Source organism: Mycolicibacterium vinylchloridicum (assembly GCF_013404075.1).
Classification (GTDB): domain Bacteria; phylum Actinomycetota; class Actinomycetes; order Mycobacteriales; family Mycobacteriaceae; genus Mycobacterium; species Mycobacterium vinylchloridicum.
In genome coordinates, this window is sequence record NZ_JACBJQ010000017.1 from 73,352 (window position 1) to 92,478 (window position 19,127).

Consider the following 19,127-nt stretch of genomic DNA (forward strand, 5'->3'; position numbering starts at 1 on the left):
CTACCCGCCGGGTGTGAAGGTGTAGTCGCGCGGGCGGAATCGGCGCGTCATCGCCCAGAACGCGCGCGCGCTGCGCGGCCATTGCGTGACCACCCGCCCGTTGGGTGCACGGAAGTAGTTGCTGCACCGCGTGGTCCACACGGTGCCCGCCATCCACCGGTCGACGTCGGCCAAAAAGTCCGCCATCGTCTGTGGGCGCACGGCAACATAGCGCCTGCGTGTCCGGCGCAGATACTTCAACGCCCGCACGATGTAGTGCGCCTGGGCTTCGAGCACGAAGATCACGCTATTGGAGCCGACGTTGGTGTTGGGCCCATACAGCATGAAGAAGTTCGGGAACCCCGGGACCGTCATCCCCAGATAGGCGAACGCGCCATCGTGCCAGGTGTCGTGCAGCGAGCGGTCGCCCTCGCCGATGACGTCGATCTGGCCGAGGTAGTCGGTGGCGGCATAGCCGGTGGCGCACAACACCACATCCACGTCCAGTTCGGTGCCGTCCTCGGTGATCAGCGAGCGCGCCCGCAGCGAGCGGGCCGGGCTGGACACCACCTCGACATGCGGCTGGGTCAGCGTCGACAAATAGTCGGCGGCGAACACCAGGCGCTTGCAGCCCAGCGGATGATCCGGCGTGAGCTTGGCGCGCAGCTCAGGGTCGGCCACGCATGCTTCCAGGTAGCGCAGCGAGATGTCTTTGAACTCTTGGGTTTTGTCGCTGCCGTTCTCGATCACCGAGATATTGCGTTCACTGCGCAGCCACAGCCGGGTCCGGTAGAACTTCTTGGCGAAGGGTATGCGCCTGAAGATCACGCGTTCCCGTTCGGTGTAGGGACGGTCCGGTTTGGGCAGGATCCAGGTGGGGGAGCGCTGCACCGAGTACACCTTGTCGGCCACCTTGGCGACCTCGGGGATCAGCTGCGATGCGGTGGAGCCGGTGCCCAGTACCGCGACCCGGGTTCCGGTGAGGTCCACGGAGTGATCCCAGCGTGCGGTGTGCATCAGTGTCCCGGTGAACGGTTCCTGCTCATGAAGATCCGGCAGTAGCGGCCTGGTGAACATGCCGACGGCGGACACCACGATGTCGAAGGTGTGCTGCTGTCCGGTCGAGTCGGTCAGTGTCCACGTGTTCGCACCGGGATTCCACTGTGCGGTGGTGATTTCGGTGTTCAGCCGCAGGTGGGGGCGCAAGCCGTGCCGGTCGGTGGACCGCTCGAAGTATTCCAGCAGTTCCGGCTGGCCCGGCCACATCCGGCTCCACTCCGAGTTCAGGTCGAACGAGTAGGAGTACAGATGCGACTTCACATCGCAGGCCAGCCCGGGATAGGTGTTGATGCGCCAGGTGCCGCCGACCCCGTCCTCCCGGTCGAAGATCGTGAAGTCGCGAAAGCCGGCCTTGGCCAAGAAGATTCCCAGGGCCAGGCCACCCGGTCCGGCACCGATGATGCCGACCGACAGCGGGCTCAGCCGATCCGCAGGCATTGCCCACCATCGACGACGAGCTCACTTCCGGTGATGAACGACGCGTGCTCGGACACCAGGAAGGCCACCGCGTCGGCGACCTCCATCGGCTGGCCGAGCCGTCCGCTGTAGGACCGCTCGATCAGCCGCTGCCGCGCGGTGTCGTCGAGCATGGGGGTGTCGATCGGTCCGGGGAACACCGCATTGACCCGGATACCGTCACTCGCCAACTCGGCCGCGGCGATCTGGGTCAGGCCGCGCAGTGCCCACTTCGACGAGCCGTACGCCGCGTGGAATGGGAATGGCCGAATGGCCCCGGTGCTGCACGTGTTGACGATCGCGGCACCCTCGGCGCGGCGCAGGTGCTCCAGCGACGCCCGGATGCCCAGAAACGGCCCTAAAGTGTTGAACCGCCAACTGCTTTCGAATCCTTGTGCGGTCTCCTCGGACAGCGGGGCGCGGTGCAGCACGCCCGCGTTGTTCACCAGCGTGCTCAACCCGCCGAAGTGCTCGACGACCTCGCTCACCGCGGCCGACCACAGCTCCTCGGAGGTGACGTCGAGTTCGACGGCGATCACGCCGTCGTCGTCCAGCGCACTGACTGCCGTACGTAGCTCCTCGATGCGCAGGTCGGCGGCGGCGACCGTGAATCCGTCGGCGCGCAACCGCTTCACCAGCGCCGCGCCCTGACCACGTGCCGCGCCGGTGACCAACGCGACCTTGAGTTCACTCATGCCCGGCCCTCGGCCTCTGCCAGATGCGCCGTCGCACCGCGTCGCAGTGCGCCCGACTCCGGGGCGAGAGTGATCAGCTGAAAGCCCAACGCGGCCAAATCCTTTCCTGTCACGCCGTCACCGGCGTGGATACCTGCGACAATGCCGGCCGCGGCGGCGGCCTGCTGGACGCGAACGATCGCGTCGCGGACTGCTGGGTTGGCGGTCGCCTTGACGATGCCGACGCCGAGCGAGATCGCCAGATCCGCCGGGCCGACGTAGACGCCGGCCAGGCCTGGCACCGAACAGATCTCGTCGACCGCGCCCAGCCCAGCCGCCGTCTCGATCATCGCGAACACGCTGACCCGGTCTGCCAGCGCGGCGGGGTCGGCGCCCAGGCTGGCGCGCAGCGGACCGAAGCTGCGGATCCCTTCGGGTGTGAACCGGGTGGCGGCCACCGCTTCGGCGGCCTGCTCGGGGCGGTCGATCATCGCGACGATGATCGCGTCGGCGCCCGCGTCGAGTACCCGGCCGATCGGTGCGGACGCGGCCGTCGGAACCCGGACCGCGGTGGCGATCGGCACGTGCTCTATGCGGCGCAGGATCTGCGCCACGTCGGCGTCGTCGAGATAGCCGTGCTGGATGTCGAAGCCGACGTAGTCGTAACCGGCGCGCGCGAATTCGTCGGGTCCGGCGAAGGTCGGGCCGGTGATCCAGCCGCCCCATACCTGAGCCTTGTCGGCCAGTGCCTGCTGGAGCCTGCTCGCGGTCATGACGCCACGATGGAGATCTTGACCCGGCCGGGGGTTGGGCGGCAGGCGAACTCGAAGGCCTCTTGGACGTCGTTGATGCCGAAGGTATGCGTGACGTACATGCCGAGCAGATCGGGATGCTTACGGGCGAACGCGTCGGCGGCGTCGAGCACTCGCCGGCGATCCAGTGTCACACCGGATTTCAGCGTGAGGTTGTTGCGCAACATGGTGCGCATGCTGATCGGGTAGCTGTCGTCATCGGGCACGCCGAAGTAGAACACCGTGCCGCCGAAGCCGGTTGCCTCGACCGCGTTGTTGAGCGTGGCAACCTGATGACCGACCGCTTCGATGACGACATCGGGCTTGTCGTGCGGCGCCAGGTGAGCCACCCAGCGATCGCTGGTGGCCCGCACGACGGTGTCGACGCCGAACTTCGCGCCGATGTCGTCACGGTAGATGGGATCGACGCCGGTCACCTGTTGGGCCCCTGCGGCTTTGGCCACGTAGGAGAACAGCAGCCCGATCGAGCCTTGACCGATCACCGCCACCCGCTTGCCGGCGAGCGGCGGAAGCTGTTCGACCGCATAGAGGATGCAGGCCAGCGGCTGCAGACCGACTGCCTCGGCGGGGCTCAGCGCGGGGTCGTAGGGAGCCAGCCCGTTGCCGTCGGAGACCACGTATTCCATCAGTCCGTCGAAGCCGGAGGCCCAGCCGACGACGCGATCGCCCGGGCGGTGGTCGGGGTGGGCGCTGGCCAACACTTCTCCGACGATCTCGTGGACCGGGAAGCCCGCCATCTCGGCGGCCAGTGCTCCGGTGTCACCGGGCAGTCGCCCTTGTACGCCCTTGAATCCGGGGATGTCGCTGCCGCAGATGCCCGCGGCGAGGAACTTCAGCAGCACCTGCCCGTCACGGAGTCGGTCGGACGTCGGTTCGGGCACTGTGACCCGCTCGAACGTGTACGGCGCGACGAGCCGATAACACCACACGGGCTAGGCCTCCGATAACGCGTGGGTCGTTGACAGTGGCACCTACGGAGCGTGACACTTGGGAGCACTTTTGTAAAGTAGGGCGATGGGTAAAGGCACGGTATGAGCACAGTCGGCGCTCCGGCGCGTACACCGCTGGCCGACGGCTTCTGCTTCGGCGAGGGGCCGCGCTGGTTCGAGGGCCTGTTGTGGGTGTCGGACATGCTCGGCGAGGCGGTGCACACGATCACCTACGACGGGTCGGTCACGACGTTGGACCTGCCCGGGCACGCACCGGCGGGCCTTGGTTTCCGTCCCGACGGCACGCTGCTGATCGCCTCGACCGAACGCCGGGTCGTGCTGCGCTACGACGGTGACGCGGTCACCGAGATCGCCGACCTCTCCGGGACCGCACCGGCCGGCCTCGGTGACATGGTGGTCGACGCGGCGGGCCGCGCCTACATCGGTTCGCAGGCCCGCGCGGGCGGCATCATCTTTCGGCTCGATCTCGACGGCGCGGTCACCGTGGTGGCGCGGGATCTGGACTTTCCCAACGGCATGGCGATAACGCCGGACGGCGCAACGCTGATCGTCGCCGAGTCGATCGGGCGGCGGCTGACCGCCTACGACATCGACGCCGCCGGCGGGTTGTCCGGGCGGCGCGTATTCGCCGACGGACTCGACGGCCCACCGGACGGGATCGCGCTGGACGACGCGGGTGGGGTGTGGACGGCGATGACGCTGGCCCATCAGTTCGAACGCGTCGTGGCCGGTGGCGAGGTCACCGACCGGATCGACATCGGCGACCGGGCGGCCATCGCGTGCATGCTCGGCGGGCCGGACCGTCGCACCTTGTTCCTGGTCTCCACGTCCGACGCGTACCCACAGCGGTTGATCGGCACCCGCACCTCGTGGGTCGAGACCGTCAGGGTCGAAAGCCCGGGCGCCGGTTTTCCGTCCATCGAAAGGTGAGCATGACCGACAGCTACTACGAACTCGTCGACCCGGACGATCCGCGCGGAGAGAAGTTCCGGGCCACCGACCTGGTTCGCAGCACGTGGACGTCGCACATCCAGCATGCGGGTCCGGTGTCGGCGCTGTTGGTCCGCGCGCTCGAGCGCTGCGAGCAGCGTGCCGACACCCGGCTGAGCCGGGTGGTGGTCGATCTGCTCGGGCCGGTGCCGGCCGAAGGGGACCTGTGGGTCACCGCGACGCTGGAGCGGGGCGGCAAGCAAATCGAATTGGTGTCCGCGCAGATGCTGGGCACGGGTCCGGACGGGCAGCCGCGTCCGGTTGCGCGGGCGAGTGGCTGGCGGATGCTGACGCTGGACACCGAGGCGTTGCTGTCGGCGCCGGTGGAGCCGTTGCGCCCGCGTGCGGACGGCGTGAACCGCAATCTCGCCGACAACTTCGACCGGAATTACGTGCACAGCCTGGAGTGGCTGTGGCTCACCAAGCCGCTCGCACCGGGTCCGGGGGAGTCGTGGCTGCGGCCGATGGTCGATCTGGTGCAGGGTGAGGAGATGACGCCGCTGGAGCGGCTGTTCGCCGTCGCCGACGACGCCAACGGGATCGGCAGCAAGATCGACATCACCAAGTACACGTTCCTCAACACCGATCTGGCGGTGCACGTGCACCGAGTTCCCAAGGGGGAGTGGATCGGTGTACGTGCCGAGACGATGTACGGTCCCGACGGGGTGGGGACGACGGTCGGCACGCTGTTCGACGACGACGGCGCGATCGGCGTCATCCAGCAGTCGGTGCTGGTGCGCCCCAGGCCGCCAAAGGCCTAGTCGCGGTGAGGCCTAGTCGAACAGCACGGCGGGATTGAGATAGCCCGTCGGGTCGAAGGCGGCTTTGATGGTGCGCATCGCGGCGATGTCCTCGTCGGTGCGGGCCATGCCGAGGTAGGCGCGCTTGCGACTGCCGACGCCGTGCTCCGAGCTGACGTTCCCGCCATGGGCGGCAATCAGTTTCATCATTGCCGCATACAGATTCGCCTCCTGCTCGGCGCCGCAGCGCAGCACGTTGAGGTGCAGATTGCCCTCGCCGATGTGCCCGAACAGCACTGGGATGGCATCGGGAGCATGCTCGGCAACCAGTGCGGCGGAGTCCGCCGCGAACGATGGAATCGCCGACAATGGCAGGGACACATCGAATTTCAGCGGCGGACCGAACAACCCGACCACCTCGGCGGTCGACTCGCGCACTTGCCAGAGGCGCTGCTGGGCTGCCGTATCCATGCCGACCGCCGGCTCGGCGCACAACTCAGCGTCCTCCAGCGCGTCGGCCAGCCGCTCGGTCAGATCGGTCTCGCCCGCCAGCTCGATCAACAGCAGCCAGGCGCCGGCCGTCGGCACCGGCACGTCGAAGTGCTCCGCGGCCAGCGCCGCCGATCGCCCGTCGATGAGCTCAAGGGCGGCAATGGATTCGGTGTCGCGCAACGCCCTTCCCGTCGCGATCAGCGCATCCAGGTCGGCGAACCCGCACACCGCCGTCACCCGATGCGCGGGCACCGGATGCAGCCGCAGATCCAAGCCGGTGATCACCCCCAACGTGCCTTCGGCACCGACGAACAGCGATGCCAAGTCGTATCCGGTGTTGTCGGCGCGGACCTGACTGTGCCGGTGCACCACCGAGCCGTCCGGCAGCGCCACGTCCAGGCCGATCACCTGCTCGCCCATGTTGCCGTAGCGCACGGTGCGCAGACCGCCCGCGTTGGTCGACGCCATCCCCCCGACAGTGGCCGAGTCGCGGGCGGCGAGGTCGACTCCGAACAGCAGCCCGGACGCGGACGCGGCCCGCTGTACGGCCGCCGCGGTGACGCCGGCCCCCACCCTGATCCGGCGTTCGACGACGTCGACATCACCGATCTCGGTCAGGCGCTCGGTGGACAGCAGGACATCGTCGTGCTCGGGGACGGTGCCGGCCACCAGCGAGGTGCGCCCGCCCTGCACCGTCACCGACACGGCTGCCTCCCGGCATTCCCGAAGCACGGCGGCGACTTCGCCGGCCGTGCCGGGACGCACCAGCGCGCTGGCCTTCCCGCGGTAGCGCCCGGTGTGGTCCACGCTGCGGCCGGCCAGGACGTCGGCGTCGGTGACGACGTGCGCGGCCCCCACGATGGCCTGGAGTCGTTCGGGCAGCGATGAACTCATGGCGCACACATTGCCAGAAAGGCGCCCAACTCCACCAACCCCGCCGGCGTCGACGGCAGGTAGTCGGTCAGCATCGACGAACGCACGATCACCGCCGAGTACTTGGCCCGGCTCACTGCCACGTTGAGTCGATTCCGGTTGAGCAGGAACGAGATTCCGCGCGGCACCTCGGCGATCGACGACGCCACCAGCGAGATGAACACCACCGGCGCCTGACGGCCCTGGAACTTGTCCACCGTGCCGGCCTGCACCTCGGACAGGCCCGCGGCATCCAGCAGCCGGCGCAACAGCACCACCTGGGCGTTGTACGGCGTCACGATCAACACGTCGGCGGCCGTCAACGGACGGGTGCCGTCCTCGTCGGTCCACGCCGAGCCGAGCATCGCGGTGATCGCGGCGACGATCGTCGCCGCTTCCTCGCGGCTGTCGGTCGAGTTGCCGTCGTGCTCGACGGTCAGCACCTGCACACCCGGCCGGAATCCGGCCAGGTGCCGGGCGGCCGTGCGCTCCTCGACCGAATGCAGCCGATTGTCGTAGGACAGCCGGGACACCGCGGCGCACACGGAAGGATGCATGCGATAGGAGCGGTCCAAGAAGTAGCCGAGTTCTTCGGGCAGCGTGTGCTGCCCGTCGACCAGCCAGCCCAGCGCCGAGGCGTCGACCGGTTCGGGGTGGGTGCCCTGGCTGACCTGGGGCAGCTGCTGCGGGTCGCCGAGCAGTAGCAGGTTGGCGGCCGCCTGTGCGACGGCGATGGTGTTGGCCAGACAGAACTGGCCTGCCTCCTCGATCACCAACAGATCCAGGCAACCCGGCGGTACTCGAGTCTGGTTGGCGAAATCCCATGCCGTGCCGCCGATCACGCAGCCGTCGTGGTCTGCGATGAACGTGGGATAGGTCTTTTCGTCGATGGCGGTCCACGGTCCGGTTCCGCTGGGCTTCTTGGCGACCAGGGACGGGTCCACCCCCGCGCCGATGATGTCGTGAAACAGGTTTTCCACCACGGCATGTGACTGTGCGACGACGCCGACCCGCCAGCGGTGCTGGTTCACCAGGGCGGCGATGACACGGGCGGCGGTGTGCGTCTTGCCGGTGCCGGGCGGGCCGTGCACCGCCACATACGACGAATCGAGCGCGAGCAATGCGGCGGTGATGTCCGCGACGCAGTCGTCGGTCCGCGGCAGCGGCCCGCCGGTGCGCGGCGGGCGGCGCAGCAGGATGTCGACGACAGCGGACGACGGCAGGGTGGGCAGCCCGGCCGCGATCTGCGTCGCCGCGGCCTCGATCGACTCGCGAAGGGCCTTGGTCGGAAACGGCGGGCCCGGGGTGAGCGCGAATGGCATGGCATCGAACGGCCCGCCCGTCTTGGGTTCTCGTTCCATGACGAGCACCTCGGTGGGAGCGGCCGGGTCGTCACAACCGAGGACTTGCACCGATGAGCAGGCGCGGCGTTCGGGGTCGTCGGATAGGCCGGCCGGTGTCGGCGGGTGGTACAACGCATACATCTCGCTGTCCAGCTCACCGGCCGCGATCGATCCGGTCAGCAGCAACCGGCGCTGCTGTTTGCGGGCCCGCGGCGGCACACACCATTCGGTGTCGACGGTCGCGCGATCGGCGAGGAAAACGCCTGGTGTGTCGGACCATTCGTCGACCGGACTGTTGAGCCGGTCGAAGTGGCCCCACCAGAACGGCTTGTCCTCGCGGCGGTGATACCCACGGGCTGCCGCGATCATCGCGACCGCGCGCTGCTCGGGACTGCGCGCTGTGACGTCATCCCCGGCGAAGCCGCCCAAGGTGCGCGCCAGCTCGTCGTCGACGTCGAGTTGTCCGCTGTCCTGAACCGGCTGCATGCCCAGTGGTGGAACGCCGGCCTCAAAGGCCCGCTGCAGCAACCAATCCCGAAGTCTACGGGTGGACCGGCAATCGTAGTGGTTGTAGTCCTCGATCTCCTTGAGTACGGTCGCGGCTTCGTCGTCGCGGCCCTCGGTCAGCAGCTCGCAATACCTGGCGTACATCGTGATCGAGTCGGTGGCGGTGGTGACATCGCCGGTGCGCAGCTCGGCGTCCATGTAGAGCGGCTCGAGCGATTTGAGGCTGTAGTTCTCGGTGCCGACCCGAATGCTTTTACGCACAAAGGGATACAGGTCGACCAGCACACCGTTACGCAGCAGGTCGTCGACCTCGTTCTCGCCCTCGCCGTAGCGGCCGGCCAGCCGCAGCAGGGCTGTCTTCTCATAGGCCGCGTAATGGTAGATGTGCATCTTCGGATACCGCTTGCGCCGCTTGCGGACCATGTCCAGAAAACCCTTGAGCGCCTTGCGTTCCTGGCGGCGGTCGTGTGCCCACAGCGGCCGGAAGTCACCGCCCGCGCCGAGCACGCCGAACATGTACTCCAGGCCCCAGTCGGTACCGTCGGCCGTCCACAGCGGGTCACCTTCGAAATCGAAAAACAGATCGCCCTTGTCGTGGTCGGGCAACAGCATCAGCGGCTGCGGGTCGACGACCTCGAAGGGCGGCTTGCCGTTCACTCGCGGCGCGATCTGCAACCGGGCCTGCCCGCTCAGCGCCGTGACCGCGCGGGCCGGCATATCGGCGACGGGACCATCATGCTCGGCGAGCTCGGCCACCGTGGTGATGCCCGCCTCGATCAGGCGGGCCCGCTGGCTGACGCGCATGCCCGCCACCAACAGCAGGTCGTCGGTCTGGCGGACCTGCGCCGCGCACTCCGGGCAGCGCATACAGGCGCGCACACTCTCATCGGCCCAACTGACCGCGGCGTCGCCGGCGAGGTGCCGATCCAGCAGATCCTGCAGTTCGCTGCGGCGGGACCGGTAGACCGGCAGCAGCTCGTCAACCCGGTAGGCCCGGGTCGTCCCGTTGCCCAGCACCAGTTCCACGTCGTCGTGCACGGCGATACCCGCGTGCGTCAGTGTCTCGGCGTAGGCGGCCAGCTGCAGCAGCGCCTCCACTTTCACCGATCGGGCGAGCTTGGTGTCGCGGAGCCGATAACGGCCCCCGTCGAGAAGGAGAAAGTCCGCGAACCCGGCGAAGCGGCCGTCGAACATCGCGGCCTGGTAGATGACGTGCGCGCCGTGCGCGACGGCGCGCAGGGTGGCGTCCGCGGCGGCGGTCAGCCCGGCGACTGTGTAGGCGGGCCTGCCGATGACGGTGACGTCGGCCGTCGTCCGCAGCTCGTCGAGGTGGCGTTCCTCGTGGGCGTCGCCGAGATCGGCGGTGCGGGCCAACAGCTCGTCGTCGGCCGACACCGACGGGCCGCGGCCCAGCTTGGCGTCGAACGCGCGCAGCAACGCATATTCGCAGCGTGCGGCCGCGGCGAGGTCGGATGCGCTGTAGATGACGCGGTCGTCGGCGACGAACACAGACCCACTGTAGGCGTGCGCCCCGACTTCTCAGGTGTTGCCGATCAGCTCCACGCCGTTGCCGTTCCAGCGGAACTTCACCACGCTCTGCATGCCCAGGCCATTGGTGTACGCCAGGGCGACGGTGTCACCGGTGCTCTGGGTGGTGTCGACGCCGTTGAAGCCGTAGGTGTCGGGCACTCCGGTCGGGATGTACTTGCCGAGGTGGAACATCACGGCGCGAGTGTTCGGCTTGTCGGCATTGGTGTTGGCCTTGATGATCACCGCCGACAGCTGCGCGCACTCGTTGTAGTTGCCTGCGATCGGCACCGGGTACCAGCCCTGATTGCTCTGGGGGTCGCGCGGAAGTTCGGAGACGGTCTGCGCGATCGTCGGCGCTGCCAGGTTCACCGCGCACGGATCCGGCGGAGGAGTGCTGGTCGGGGGAGGCGGTGGCGGTGGGGGCGCCTCGGTGGTCGTTACTGCGGTCGTCGTCGGCTGCGGAGTCTTCGCCACCGTGGAGTCGCCCGAGCTGCACCCCGCGAGCGTTGCCGCCAGGATCGCCGCCGCCGCAAGTCCTAATCCCCGGGTCGCTTCGCTCCTGCCCGCCGCCCGATGCCACACACCGGCGACGGTACCGGCCTTCTCGAGTGGAAGCGGGTTACGGCACGCTCCGGCAGTAGACTGCAGATCCGATGACAACGCTCGAAGACGCCCCCCAGACCTTCGCCGACCTGCAGATCCACCCCGCGGTGCTGCAGGCCGTGGCCGACGTCGGCTACGAGACTCCGTCGGCGATCCAGGCGGCCACCATTCCGGCGTTGCTGGCCGGCTCCGACGTCGTCGGCCTGGCCCAGACCGGCACCGGCAAAACCGCGGCCTTCGCGATCCCGATCCTGTCCAAGATCGACGCCGAAAGCCGCAACACCCAGGCACTGGTACTCGCCCCGACGCGCGAGTTGGCCCTGCAGGTCGCCGAGGCGTTCAGCCGCTACGGCACGCACCTGAAGATCAACGTGCTGCCGATCTATGGCGGCTCCTCCTACGTCCCGCAGCTGGCCGGCCTCAAGCGCGGCGCACAGATCGTCGTCGGCACACCCGGGCGCGTCATCGACCACCTGGAGAAGGGCAGCCTGGACCTGTCGCACCTGGACTACCTGGTGCTCGACGAGGCCGACGAGATGCTGCAGATGGGGTTCGCCGAGGATGTCGAGCGCATCCTGGCCGACACCCCGGAGTACAAGCAGGTCGCCTTGTTCTCGGCGACCATGCCGCCGGGCATCAAGAAGATCACCACCAAATACCTGCACGACCCGGTCGAGGTCACGGTCAAGTCGAAGACCCAGACCGCCGAGAACATCACCCAGCGTTATTTCCAGGTGTCGTATCCCCGCAAGATCGATGCGCTGACCCGCCTGCTGGAGGTGGAGGAGGGCGACGCGATGATCGTGTTCGTCCGCACCAAGCAGGCCACCGAGGAGGTCGCCGAGAAGCTGCGGGCCCGCGGGTTTGCTGCGGCGGCCATCAACGGCGATATCCCGCAGGCGGTTCGGGAGCGGACGATCGCCTCGCTCAAGGACGGGACGATCGATGTCCTGGTCGCCACCGACGTCGCCGCCCGCGGCCTGGACGTCGAGCGCATCTCGCATGTGGTGAATTTCGACATCCCGCACGACCCCGAGTCGTATGTGCACCGCATCGGGCGCACCGGCCGCGCCGGCCGCTCGGGAACGGCATTCCTGTTCGTCACCCCGCGCGAACGTCACCTGCTGAACTCGATCGAGCGGGTCACCCGGCAAAAGCTGGTCGAGGGCCAGCTGCCGTCGGTCGAAGACGTCAACGCCCAGCGGGTGGAGAAGTTCCGCGACTCGATCACCGATGCGCTCAATGCCCCCGGGTTCGAGATGTTCCGCCGGTTGATCGAGGACTACGAGCGCGACAACGACGTGCCCTTGGCCGATATCGCCGCGGCACTGGCGCTGCAAAGCCGCAACGGCGAGGAATTCCTGATGACCGAGCCGCCGCCGGAAAAGCGGCGAGAAAAGCCCGACCGGCCCGAACGCGGGGAACGTGATCGCCCGCCACGCAAGACGCGCGACGACCTGTCGACCTACCGCATCGCGGTCGGCAAAAGGCACAAGGTCGGGCCGGGCTCGATCGTCGGCGCGTTGGCCAACGAAGGTGGGCTGCACCGCAGCGATTTCGGGCACATCACGATCAAGGAGAACTTCTCCCTGGTCGAACTGCCTACGAAGCTGTCCAAAGAAACGCTGAAAGCCCTTGAGAAGACCCGGATTTCCGGGATTCTGATCGATCTCAAGCCCGACCACGGCAACCCGAAGTACGACTCGCGTCCCTCCGGCGGGAAGCCCCGGCGTACGAGCCGATGATCGCGTCCAGCCACGTCGACCAAGGCGGACTGGAAGCAGTCTCCGGAGCCGACCGGGTTGCCTCGCTGACCGGTATCCGCGCGGTCGCCGCCCTGCTGGTGCTGGGTACCCACGCGGCCTACACCACCGGCAAGTACACGCACGGCTTTGCGGGCCTGGTGTATTCGCGCCTGGAGATCGGCGTGCCGATCTTCTTCGTGTTGTCGGGTTACCTGTTGTTCGGGCCGTGGGTGCGCGCCACTGTCGGTGGGCAGAGCGCCCCGTCGGTGCGCCGCTACGCCTGGCATCGGGTGCGCCGCATCATGCCTGCCTACGTCGTCACGGTGCTGGCCGCCTACCTGATCTACCACTTCCGTTCGGCCGGGCCCAATCCCGGTCACACCTGGATCGGCCTGCTGCGCAACCTGACCCTGACCCAGATCTACACCGACAAGTATGCGTTCGATGGCTATCTGCACCAAGGGCTTACGCAGATGTGGAGCCTGGCCGTCGAGGTGGCGTTCTATGTGGCGCTGCCGGTGCTGGCGTGGCTGCTGCTGGGCGTGCTGTGCCGACGGCGGTGGCGGCCGGGGCTGTTGCTGACCGGGTTGGGGGTGCTCGCGCTGGTGAGTCCCGCCTGGATGGTGCTGGTACATACCACCGACTTTCTGCCGGAGGGAGCCCGGCTGTGGCTGCCCGGCTATCTGGCCTGGTTCGTCGGCGGCATGCTGCTGACGGTGTTGGGCGCCATGGGAGTCCGGGTGTACGGCTTCATCGCGATCTCGCTGGCGCTGGTCAGCTTCCTGATCGTGTCGACGCCGATCGCGGGTGAGCCCACCACATCACCGACGGGCATCACCGAGGCATTGGTCAAGACCGGGGCCTATGCCGCGATCGCGACGCTGATCGTCGCCCCGCTGGCCTTAGGCAACCGAGGTTTGTATGCGCGGCTGCTGGCCACCCGCCCGATGGTGTGGCTCGGTGAGATCTCCTACGAGATCTTCCTGGTTCACCTCGTGGTGATGGAGATCGCCATGGTCGAGGTGTTGGGATGGCCGGTGTACACCGGCTCGGCGCCTGCGCTGTTCATCGTCACGCTGGTGATGACAATCCCGGTGGCCTGGCTGCTGCACCGGTTCACCCGGGTGCGCAGCTGAAGCTCGCGCATCGAGACAGAACTGAGGGCGAAGATCTACCCGAAACTTCGCTCTGAGTTCTGTTTCGATCCGTCCACTGCAGAGTCATTGGGGCACACCATCGGAACGACGAACTCCTCGAGCATCGCACGCTCGTCGTCGGCGTCGCGGCCGGGAAAGATCAGCAGCGAGGTCAGCACCCGAACCAGCCAGCGGGCGCGGCGGTGCACGACGTCGGGGTCGTCGGGCCGCAGCGACAGCAGGAACCCCGACGTCAGCGCCTGGATGACCTCGGACTGCTCGGCCATCTCCGCCCCGATGGGGGAGTCGGTGGTGGCGAACCATGACGACAACGCCGGGCTCTCGCGCACCAATTTCATGGACGCGCTCAGCCCGGCCAGCAGCCGCTCACGCGGGTCGGGTATCCCGTTGACCAGCTCGGTCATCTGCTCGTGCAGCCGGTAGGCCTCGCGGTGTACATACGCCGTGTGCAGCACTTCGCGGTTCTCGAAATAGCGGTACAGCGTGGCCCTCGAACACCCTGCGGCACGGGCGATGTCGTTCATCCCGACGGTCGAGACGTGTTGACCCGCGAACAGCTCACCGGCGGCGTCGAGGATGCGGTCGGCGGCCACCTCGGCCCGCCGCGAGCCCAGCCAGTCCTTGCCCGCCACTAGCCACGCACCCGGAACGGCACCGACAGCGGCCGGCGCACGTAGCCGCCCCCTGCCCAGACAATGCCCGCCTCGTCGACCTCGAAATCGGGGCAGCGCGCGAGCAATTCGGTCAGCGTCACCCGGGCCTGCATACGCGCGGCGGCCGCACCGAGGCAGTGGTGGGCACCGTGGCTGAACGTGAGGATGTTGCGCGGACGGCGGGTGACGTCGAGATCGTTTGCATCCGGCCCGTATTGGCGCTCGTCACGGTTGGCCGAGCCGTACAGGAGCAGCACCTTACGCCCGGCCGGGATGGTCTTGCCGTGCAACTCGACGTCGCGAGTGGTGGTGCGGGCCAAGCCTTGCACCGGGGAGGTCAGCCGCAGCAGTTCGTCGACGGCCTCGGTGATCAGCTCGGGTGAGTCGATGAGCAGCCGGCTTTGGTCGGGGCGCTGGGCGAGCAGCGGCATCGATCCGCCGAGCATGCCGGTGGTGGTGTCGTTGCCTCCGGTGACCATCGTGAACGTGAACGCCAGCACCGAGAGCGTGCCGGCGATATCGCCGTCCGCGCCGACCCCGGCGGCCACCAGGTGGGAGACCGTGTCGTCCTCGGGTTCACGCCGCCGCCGCTCGATCAGTTCGGTGAAGTAGCCCATCATCGACCCGACGGCGTCGCCGACCGAGCCCAGGGCATCCAGCCCGCTGGCGTTGGCCGCCACGATGGCTTCGGTCCAGCCGTCGAATTGGTCGCGGTCCTGCTCGGGCACTCCGAGGTAGTGTGCGACGACCATCGACGGCAGCGGCTTGAACAGCTCGGTGACGATGTCGCCGCCGCCGTCGGCGCGTAGCTTCTCGATGCGCTCGACGACGAACTCGCGCACCTTGGGCTCGACGGCTTCGACCTGCCGCGGGGTGAACCCGCGTGACACCAGCTTGCGAAACTCGGTGTGCACCGGCGGATCCTGCATCACCATCGGCGGGTTATCCTGCAGCCCAATGAGTTCCAGCTCATTGTAGGTGACGGTCAGGCCCTGGGCCGAAGAGAACGTCTCGTGGTCGCGGGCGGCGGCGAAGATGTCGGCGTGCCGGGACAGCACCCAGTAATCGTGGTCGGGGTTCTCCGGCACGACGTGGTGCACCGGATCGAGGTCGCGCAGGGCCCGGTACATCGGCCAGCGGTTGCCCCAGGTCTCGGCGGTGGCGAGCTCGAAGCGGGCCTCCGCCTCGTGAGACACAACAGCAGTCATGTCTTATGAATATGACAAAAGCCCCGCCATGTCAATGCCTGTTCTACCGGCCGTGCCCGTCCGGCAACCCTCGCGGCGCATGACGTGACGCCCTGTGGTCGCGTCGGTGAACTCGCTTTTCCGACGGCGCAAGCATTCGTTCTGCGTGGTAGCGTCGCCGCACACAGGCCCGGGCTGAGTGGGTGAAGCAATGACGACGTCTCTCGACATGATGGGGATCCTCGCCGGGCGCACGCGTGACCGGGCCGGCCTGCTCGACATCCTGTGGGACATCCAGCGCCAGGCGGGGCACATCTCCACCGATGCGGCCGCCGAGGTGGCCGACTGGCTCGGGCTGTCGGTCGAGGACGTCCTGGAAACCGCGACGTTTTATCATTTCTTCCACACCGAGCCATCCGGCCGTTACCGAATCTATCTGAGCGACAACGTCATTGCGAAGACGCGTGGCCACCGCGAGGTGCGTGAGGCCTTGGAGCGCGAGACCGGGACCAGATTCGGCGGACCCGGCTCGGCCGAGTTCGGACTGTTCGACACCGCCTGCATCGGCATGAGCGACCATGAGCCCGCCATGCTGATCGACGGCATCGTGTTCGCCGACCTCACGCCGGGCTCGGTCGCCGAGATCATCGCCGGCCTCACAAGCGGCCGGTCACCGGCGCAGATCGCCAACCCGACCGGCATCCCCGACGACGACGTGGCCTACGTCGAACGACTCACCAGCACGGCGGTGCACACCGGCGGGCCGGTGTTCTTCGGCGGTGACGGCGATTACCCCGCCTTGCTCGAGCGCTGCCGGGCGATGGCGCCCGACGACGTGATCGCGACCATCACGCGCTCTGGCCTGCGCGGTCGCGGCGGTGCCGGGTTCCCCACCGGGAACAAGTGGAAGTTCTGCCGCGCGGCGGCCGGCGACGAGAAATACATCATCTGCAACGCCGACGAAGGCGAGCCGGGAACCTTCAAGGACCGGGTGCTGCTCACCCACTCGCCCGGCGAGGTGTTCGCCGGCATGGCGATCGCCGCCCACGCCGTCGGCGCGCGCGGGGGCATTCTCTACCTGCGCGCGGAGTACGCGTACCTGCAGAACTATCTCGAATGCCAGCTGGCTCGGTTGCGTGGCGACGGTGTCCTCGGTGACGGGTTCGACATCCGGATCCAGCTGGGTGCCGGCGCCTATATCTGCGGCGACGAATCGGCCCTCCTCGAATCCTGCGAGGGCAAGCGGGGGACCCCGCGCCTCAAGCCGCCGTTCCCCGTCGAACACGGTTTCCTCGGCAAGCCCACGGTGGTCAACAACGTCGAAACCTTCGCCGCGGCAAGCCGGATCATGGCCGAGGGTGCCGACTGGTTCGCGGCCATGGGCGTGACAGGGTCCACCGGCACCCGGCTGCTCAGCGTCGCCGGTGACTGCGCGGCACCAGGTATCTACGAGGTCGAGTGGGGTACCAGGCTGGCCGACGTGCTGGACATGATCGGCGCCGAGCACCCGCGCGCCGTCCAGATCAGTGGTCCCTCAGGGGAAATGCTGTCGGTCGCCGCCGATGCCCACCGCCTGCTGGCCTACGACGATCTGTCCTGCAACGGCTCGTTCATGGTGTTCGACCACGACCGCGATCTCCTCGAGATCGTCGGGGACTTCATGCAATTCTTCGTCGACGAGTCCTGCGGCATCTGCGTGCCGTGCCGGGCGGGCAACGTGGTGTTGCGTCAGAAGGTCGACCTGGTGGCGGCCGGGCGGGCCACCCGATCCGACGTCGACGACATGGTCACCTGGGGCGGGATCGTCGCGCACACCAGTAGATGCGGGCTCGGCGCCACCTCCCCGAATCCGATCCTGACAACATGGGCGAAGTTCCCTGAGATCTACGAGCGCCGGCTCGCCGAGTCCGGCGGCGCGCTGCTGCCGTCGTTCGACGTCGCGGCCGAACTGACCGACCACGCCCGAGTCGTCGCCGAACTCGCACTCCGGGAGGCGTTGTGACAATCGAGATCGAAATCGACGGCACCACCATCAGCACCGAGGACGGTGTGACGCTCGTCGACGCGGCGGCACAGGCCGGCGTCTACATCCCGACTCTGTGTTACCTGCCCGAGCATCCGGCGCTGGGAACCTGCCGAGCCTGCTCGGTGAAGGTGAACGGCACGATGGTGGCCGCCTGCACGGTCAGGGTCAGCGCCGGAATGCGGGTCGAGGTCGACGTCCCCGACGCCGCCGACGCCCGCAAGGCGCTGGTCGAAATCCTGTTCTCCGAGGGCAACCACAACTGCCCGAGCTGTGAGAAGTCCGGCCGCTGCACGTTGCAGGCCGTCGCCTACGAGGTGGACATGACGGTGTCCCGCTTCCCGTACCAGTTCCCGGAGCGGGTGACCGACCATGCGTCGGAAGCGATTTGGCTCGAGCGCGACAGATGCATCTTCTGTCAACGTTGTGTCGAGTTCATCCGGGACCGCGAGACCGGTAAGAAGATCTTCAGCATCAGCGGGCGCGGAACGCATGCCCGCATCGAGATCGACGTCGAACTGGCCGACAGGATGCCGCCGGAACAGGTCGACGAGGCCGTCGACATCTGCCCGGTCGGAACGATTCTGAAGAAACGGGTGGGTTACGACGAGCCCATCGGCGAACGCCGGTTCGAGATCGAATCGGTCCGCGACCGGGCTCTCGAACCATCGCGGGGGAACGTCACGTGACGACGCAGGACGCCAACGAGATTGCCTCGCATCAACTTCCGGCCACCCCGCTCGATCCGGAGCTGGCCGCCGCCCGCGCCGAGAAGATCAAGGTATCGATGATCAGCCTCTGTGGCTGCTGGGGCTGCAGCCTGTCGCTGCTCGACATCGACGAGCGGATGATCGGGCTGCTGGACAGGATCACCATCCTGCGGTCATCGTTCACCGACATCAAACGGATTCCCGAGCGGTGCGCGATCGGGTTCATCGAGGGCGGCGTCGCCAACGACGAGAACATCGAGACACTGCGCCATTTCCGGGACAACTGCGAGGTTCTCATCTCGGTCGGTGCCTGCGCCATCTGGGGCGGTGTCCCGTCATTGCGAAACCTGGTCGGGCTCGAGGACTGTCTCGCCGAAGCGTACCTGGATTCGCCGACCGCGGAGCTGGGCGCGAAGCCGGTCGTACCCTACGACCGCCACCTGCCGATCCTGACCAACAACGTGTACCCCTGCCACGAGGTCGTCCACATGGACTACTTCATCCCCGGCTGCCCGCCCACGCCCGAGGCGATTCTCGACGTCCTCGAGGATCTGATCGAGGGCCGTCCGGTGAACCTGCCGACGTCACTCCATCACTTCGACTAG

General features: G+C 67.7%; 16 protein-coding genes. 7 read left to right on the top strand and 9 right to left on the bottom strand.

The features are described from left to right. Genes HPC46_RS16095 through HPC46_RS16110 form a run of 4 tightly spaced genes read right to left on the bottom strand, consistent with a single transcriptional unit; the run spans position 1 to position 3,909 of the window. The gene (locus tag HPC46_RS16095) at positions 1-1,476 is read right to left on the bottom strand and encodes a flavin-containing monooxygenase (RefSeq protein WP_179471548.1); all 1,476 of its coding nucleotides are present in this window, start codon (positions 1,474-1,476) and stop codon (positions 1-3) included. Then, positions 1,458-2,189 (bottom strand): SDR family NAD(P)-dependent oxidoreductase, encoded by a 732-nt coding sequence (locus HPC46_RS16100; protein WP_179471550.1) that lies wholly within the window; start codon positions 2,187-2,189, stop codon positions 1,458-1,460. Before HPC46_RS16100 ends, HPC46_RS16095 begins: the two co-directional genes overlap by 19 nt. Next, a complete protein-coding gene (locus HPC46_RS16105) occupies positions 2,186-2,941 on the bottom strand; it encodes an HpcH/HpaI aldolase family protein (protein ID WP_179471552.1) in 756 nt (251 codons plus the stop codon). Before HPC46_RS16105 ends, HPC46_RS16100 begins: the two co-directional genes overlap by 4 nt. Then, a complete protein-coding gene (locus tag HPC46_RS16110; protein WP_179471554.1) occupies positions 2,938-3,909 on the bottom strand; it encodes a zinc-binding dehydrogenase in 972 nt (323 codons plus the stop codon). The genes HPC46_RS16105 and HPC46_RS16110 overlap by 4 nt, the downstream gene beginning before the upstream one ends. 102 nt (positions 3,910-4,011) lie before the next feature. Between HPC46_RS16110 and HPC46_RS16115 the strand changes: the two genes are divergently transcribed. Continuing rightward, complete coding sequence (locus HPC46_RS16115; RefSeq protein ID WP_179471556.1) at positions 4,012-4,860, top strand: SMP-30/gluconolactonase/LRE family protein; 849 nt, start codon at positions 4,012-4,014, stop codon at positions 4,858-4,860. Between the two features lie 2 nt (positions 4,861-4,862). Next, on the top strand, positions 4,863-5,681 hold the full coding sequence (locus HPC46_RS16120; RefSeq protein WP_179471558.1) for a thioesterase family protein: 819 nt from the start codon (positions 4,863-4,865) through the stop codon (positions 5,679-5,681). A gap of 12 nt (positions 5,682-5,693) precedes the next feature. Here HPC46_RS16120 and HPC46_RS16125 read toward each other — a convergent pair whose 3' ends face one another. The 3 genes from HPC46_RS16125 to HPC46_RS16135 are packed head-to-tail and all read right to left on the bottom strand — an operon-like array spanning position 5,694 to position 11,026. Continuing rightward, positions 5,694-7,046, bottom strand: a complete 1,353-nt coding sequence (locus tag HPC46_RS16125) for an FAD-binding oxidoreductase (RefSeq protein WP_179471560.1) — start codon at positions 7,044-7,046, stop codon at positions 5,694-5,696. Continuing rightward, a complete protein-coding gene (locus tag HPC46_RS16130; RefSeq protein ID WP_179471562.1) occupies positions 7,043-10,423 on the bottom strand; it encodes a TM0106 family RecB-like putative nuclease in 3,381 nt (1,126 codons plus the stop codon). Before HPC46_RS16130 ends, HPC46_RS16125 begins: the two co-directional genes overlap by 4 nt. A gap of 30 nt (positions 10,424-10,453) precedes the next feature. After that, on the bottom strand, positions 10,454-11,026 hold the full coding sequence (locus HPC46_RS16135; RefSeq protein ID WP_179471564.1) for an LppP/LprE family lipoprotein: 573 nt from the start codon (positions 11,024-11,026) through the stop codon (positions 10,454-10,456). A gap of 71 nt (positions 11,027-11,097) precedes the next feature. Between HPC46_RS16135 and HPC46_RS16140 the strand changes: the two genes are divergently transcribed. Both HPC46_RS16140 and HPC46_RS16145 read left to right on the top strand, forming a co-directional pair. Beyond that, the gene (locus HPC46_RS16140) at positions 11,098-12,792 is read left to right on the top strand and encodes a DEAD/DEAH box helicase (RefSeq protein WP_179471566.1); all 1,695 of its coding nucleotides are present in this window, start codon (positions 11,098-11,100) and stop codon (positions 12,790-12,792) included. Next, complete coding sequence (locus HPC46_RS16145) at positions 12,789-13,928, top strand: acyltransferase family protein (protein ID WP_179471567.1); 1,140 nt, start codon at positions 12,789-12,791, stop codon at positions 13,926-13,928. Before HPC46_RS16140 ends, HPC46_RS16145 begins: the two co-directional genes overlap by 4 nt. Positions 13,929-13,963: 35 nt before the next feature. On the opposite strand, the gene HPC46_RS16150 is transcribed toward HPC46_RS16145, so the two are convergent. Together HPC46_RS16150 and HPC46_RS16155 are read right to left on the bottom strand one after the other, a co-directional pair. Beyond that, positions 13,964-14,581 carry a TetR/AcrR family transcriptional regulator gene (locus HPC46_RS16150; RefSeq protein ID WP_179471569.1) on the bottom strand — a complete coding sequence of 206 codons (618 nt, stop codon included), beginning with the start codon at positions 14,579-14,581 and terminating at the stop codon, positions 13,964-13,966. Next, on the bottom strand, positions 14,581-15,810 hold the full coding sequence (locus tag HPC46_RS16155) for a cytochrome P450 (RefSeq protein WP_179471571.1): 1,230 nt from the start codon (positions 15,808-15,810) through the stop codon (positions 14,581-14,583). Before HPC46_RS16155 ends, HPC46_RS16150 begins: the two co-directional genes overlap by 1 nt. 190 nt (positions 15,811-16,000) lie before the next feature. Between HPC46_RS16155 and HPC46_RS16160 the strand changes: the two genes are divergently transcribed. The 3 genes from HPC46_RS16160 to HPC46_RS16170 are packed head-to-tail and all read left to right on the top strand — an operon-like array spanning position 16,001 to position 19,127. Beyond that, entirely contained in the window at positions 16,001-17,791 is a 1,791-nt protein-coding gene (locus HPC46_RS16160) for an NAD(P)H-dependent oxidoreductase subunit E (protein WP_233716453.1), read from the top strand. Continuing rightward, complete coding sequence (locus tag HPC46_RS16165; RefSeq protein WP_179471573.1) at positions 17,788-18,501, top strand: 2Fe-2S iron-sulfur cluster-binding protein; 714 nt, start codon at positions 17,788-17,790, stop codon at positions 18,499-18,501. Before HPC46_RS16160 ends, HPC46_RS16165 begins: the two co-directional genes overlap by 4 nt. Next, positions 18,498-19,127 (top strand): NADH-quinone oxidoreductase subunit B family protein, encoded by a 630-nt coding sequence (locus tag HPC46_RS16170; RefSeq protein WP_179471575.1) that lies wholly within the window; start codon positions 18,498-18,500, stop codon positions 19,125-19,127. The genes HPC46_RS16165 and HPC46_RS16170 overlap by 4 nt, the downstream gene beginning before the upstream one ends.

What these genes read in the sequence shown, in the direction of transcription:
- HPC46_RS16095 (WP_179471548.1), bottom strand. Translation starts at nt 1,476, where the DNA reads ATGCCTGCGGATCGGCTGAGCCCGCTGTCGGTCGGCATCATCGGTGCC.
- HPC46_RS16100 (WP_179471550.1), bottom strand. Translation starts at nt 2,189, where the DNA reads ATGAGTGAACTCAAGGTCGCGTTGGTCACCGGCGCGGCACGTGGTCAG.
- HPC46_RS16105 (WP_179471552.1), bottom strand. Translation starts at nt 2,941, where the DNA reads ATGACCGCGAGCAGGCTCCAGCAGGCACTGGCCGACAAGGCTCAGGTA.
- HPC46_RS16115 (WP_179471556.1), top strand. Translation starts at nt 4,012, where the DNA reads ATGAGCACAGTCGGCGCTCCGGCGCGTACACCGCTGGCCGACGGCTTC.
- HPC46_RS16120 (WP_179471558.1), top strand. Translation starts at nt 4,863, where the DNA reads ATGACCGACAGCTACTACGAACTCGTCGACCCGGACGATCCGCGCGGA.
- HPC46_RS16125 (WP_179471560.1), bottom strand. Translation starts at nt 7,046, where the DNA reads ATGAGTTCATCGCTGCCCGAACGACTCCAGGCCATCGTGGGGGCCGCG.
- HPC46_RS16140 (WP_179471566.1), top strand. Translation starts at nt 11,098, where the DNA reads ATGACAACGCTCGAAGACGCCCCCCAGACCTTCGCCGACCTGCAGATC.
- HPC46_RS16145 (WP_179471567.1), top strand. Translation starts at nt 12,789, where the DNA reads ATGATCGCGTCCAGCCACGTCGACCAAGGCGGACTGGAAGCAGTCTCC.
- HPC46_RS16155 (WP_179471571.1), bottom strand. Translation starts at nt 15,810, where the DNA reads ATGACTGCTGTTGTGTCTCACGAGGCGGAGGCCCGCTTCGAGCTCGCC.
- HPC46_RS16160 (WP_233716453.1), top strand. Translation starts at nt 16,001, where the DNA reads ATGACGACGTCTCTCGACATGATGGGGATCCTCGCCGGGCGCACGCGT.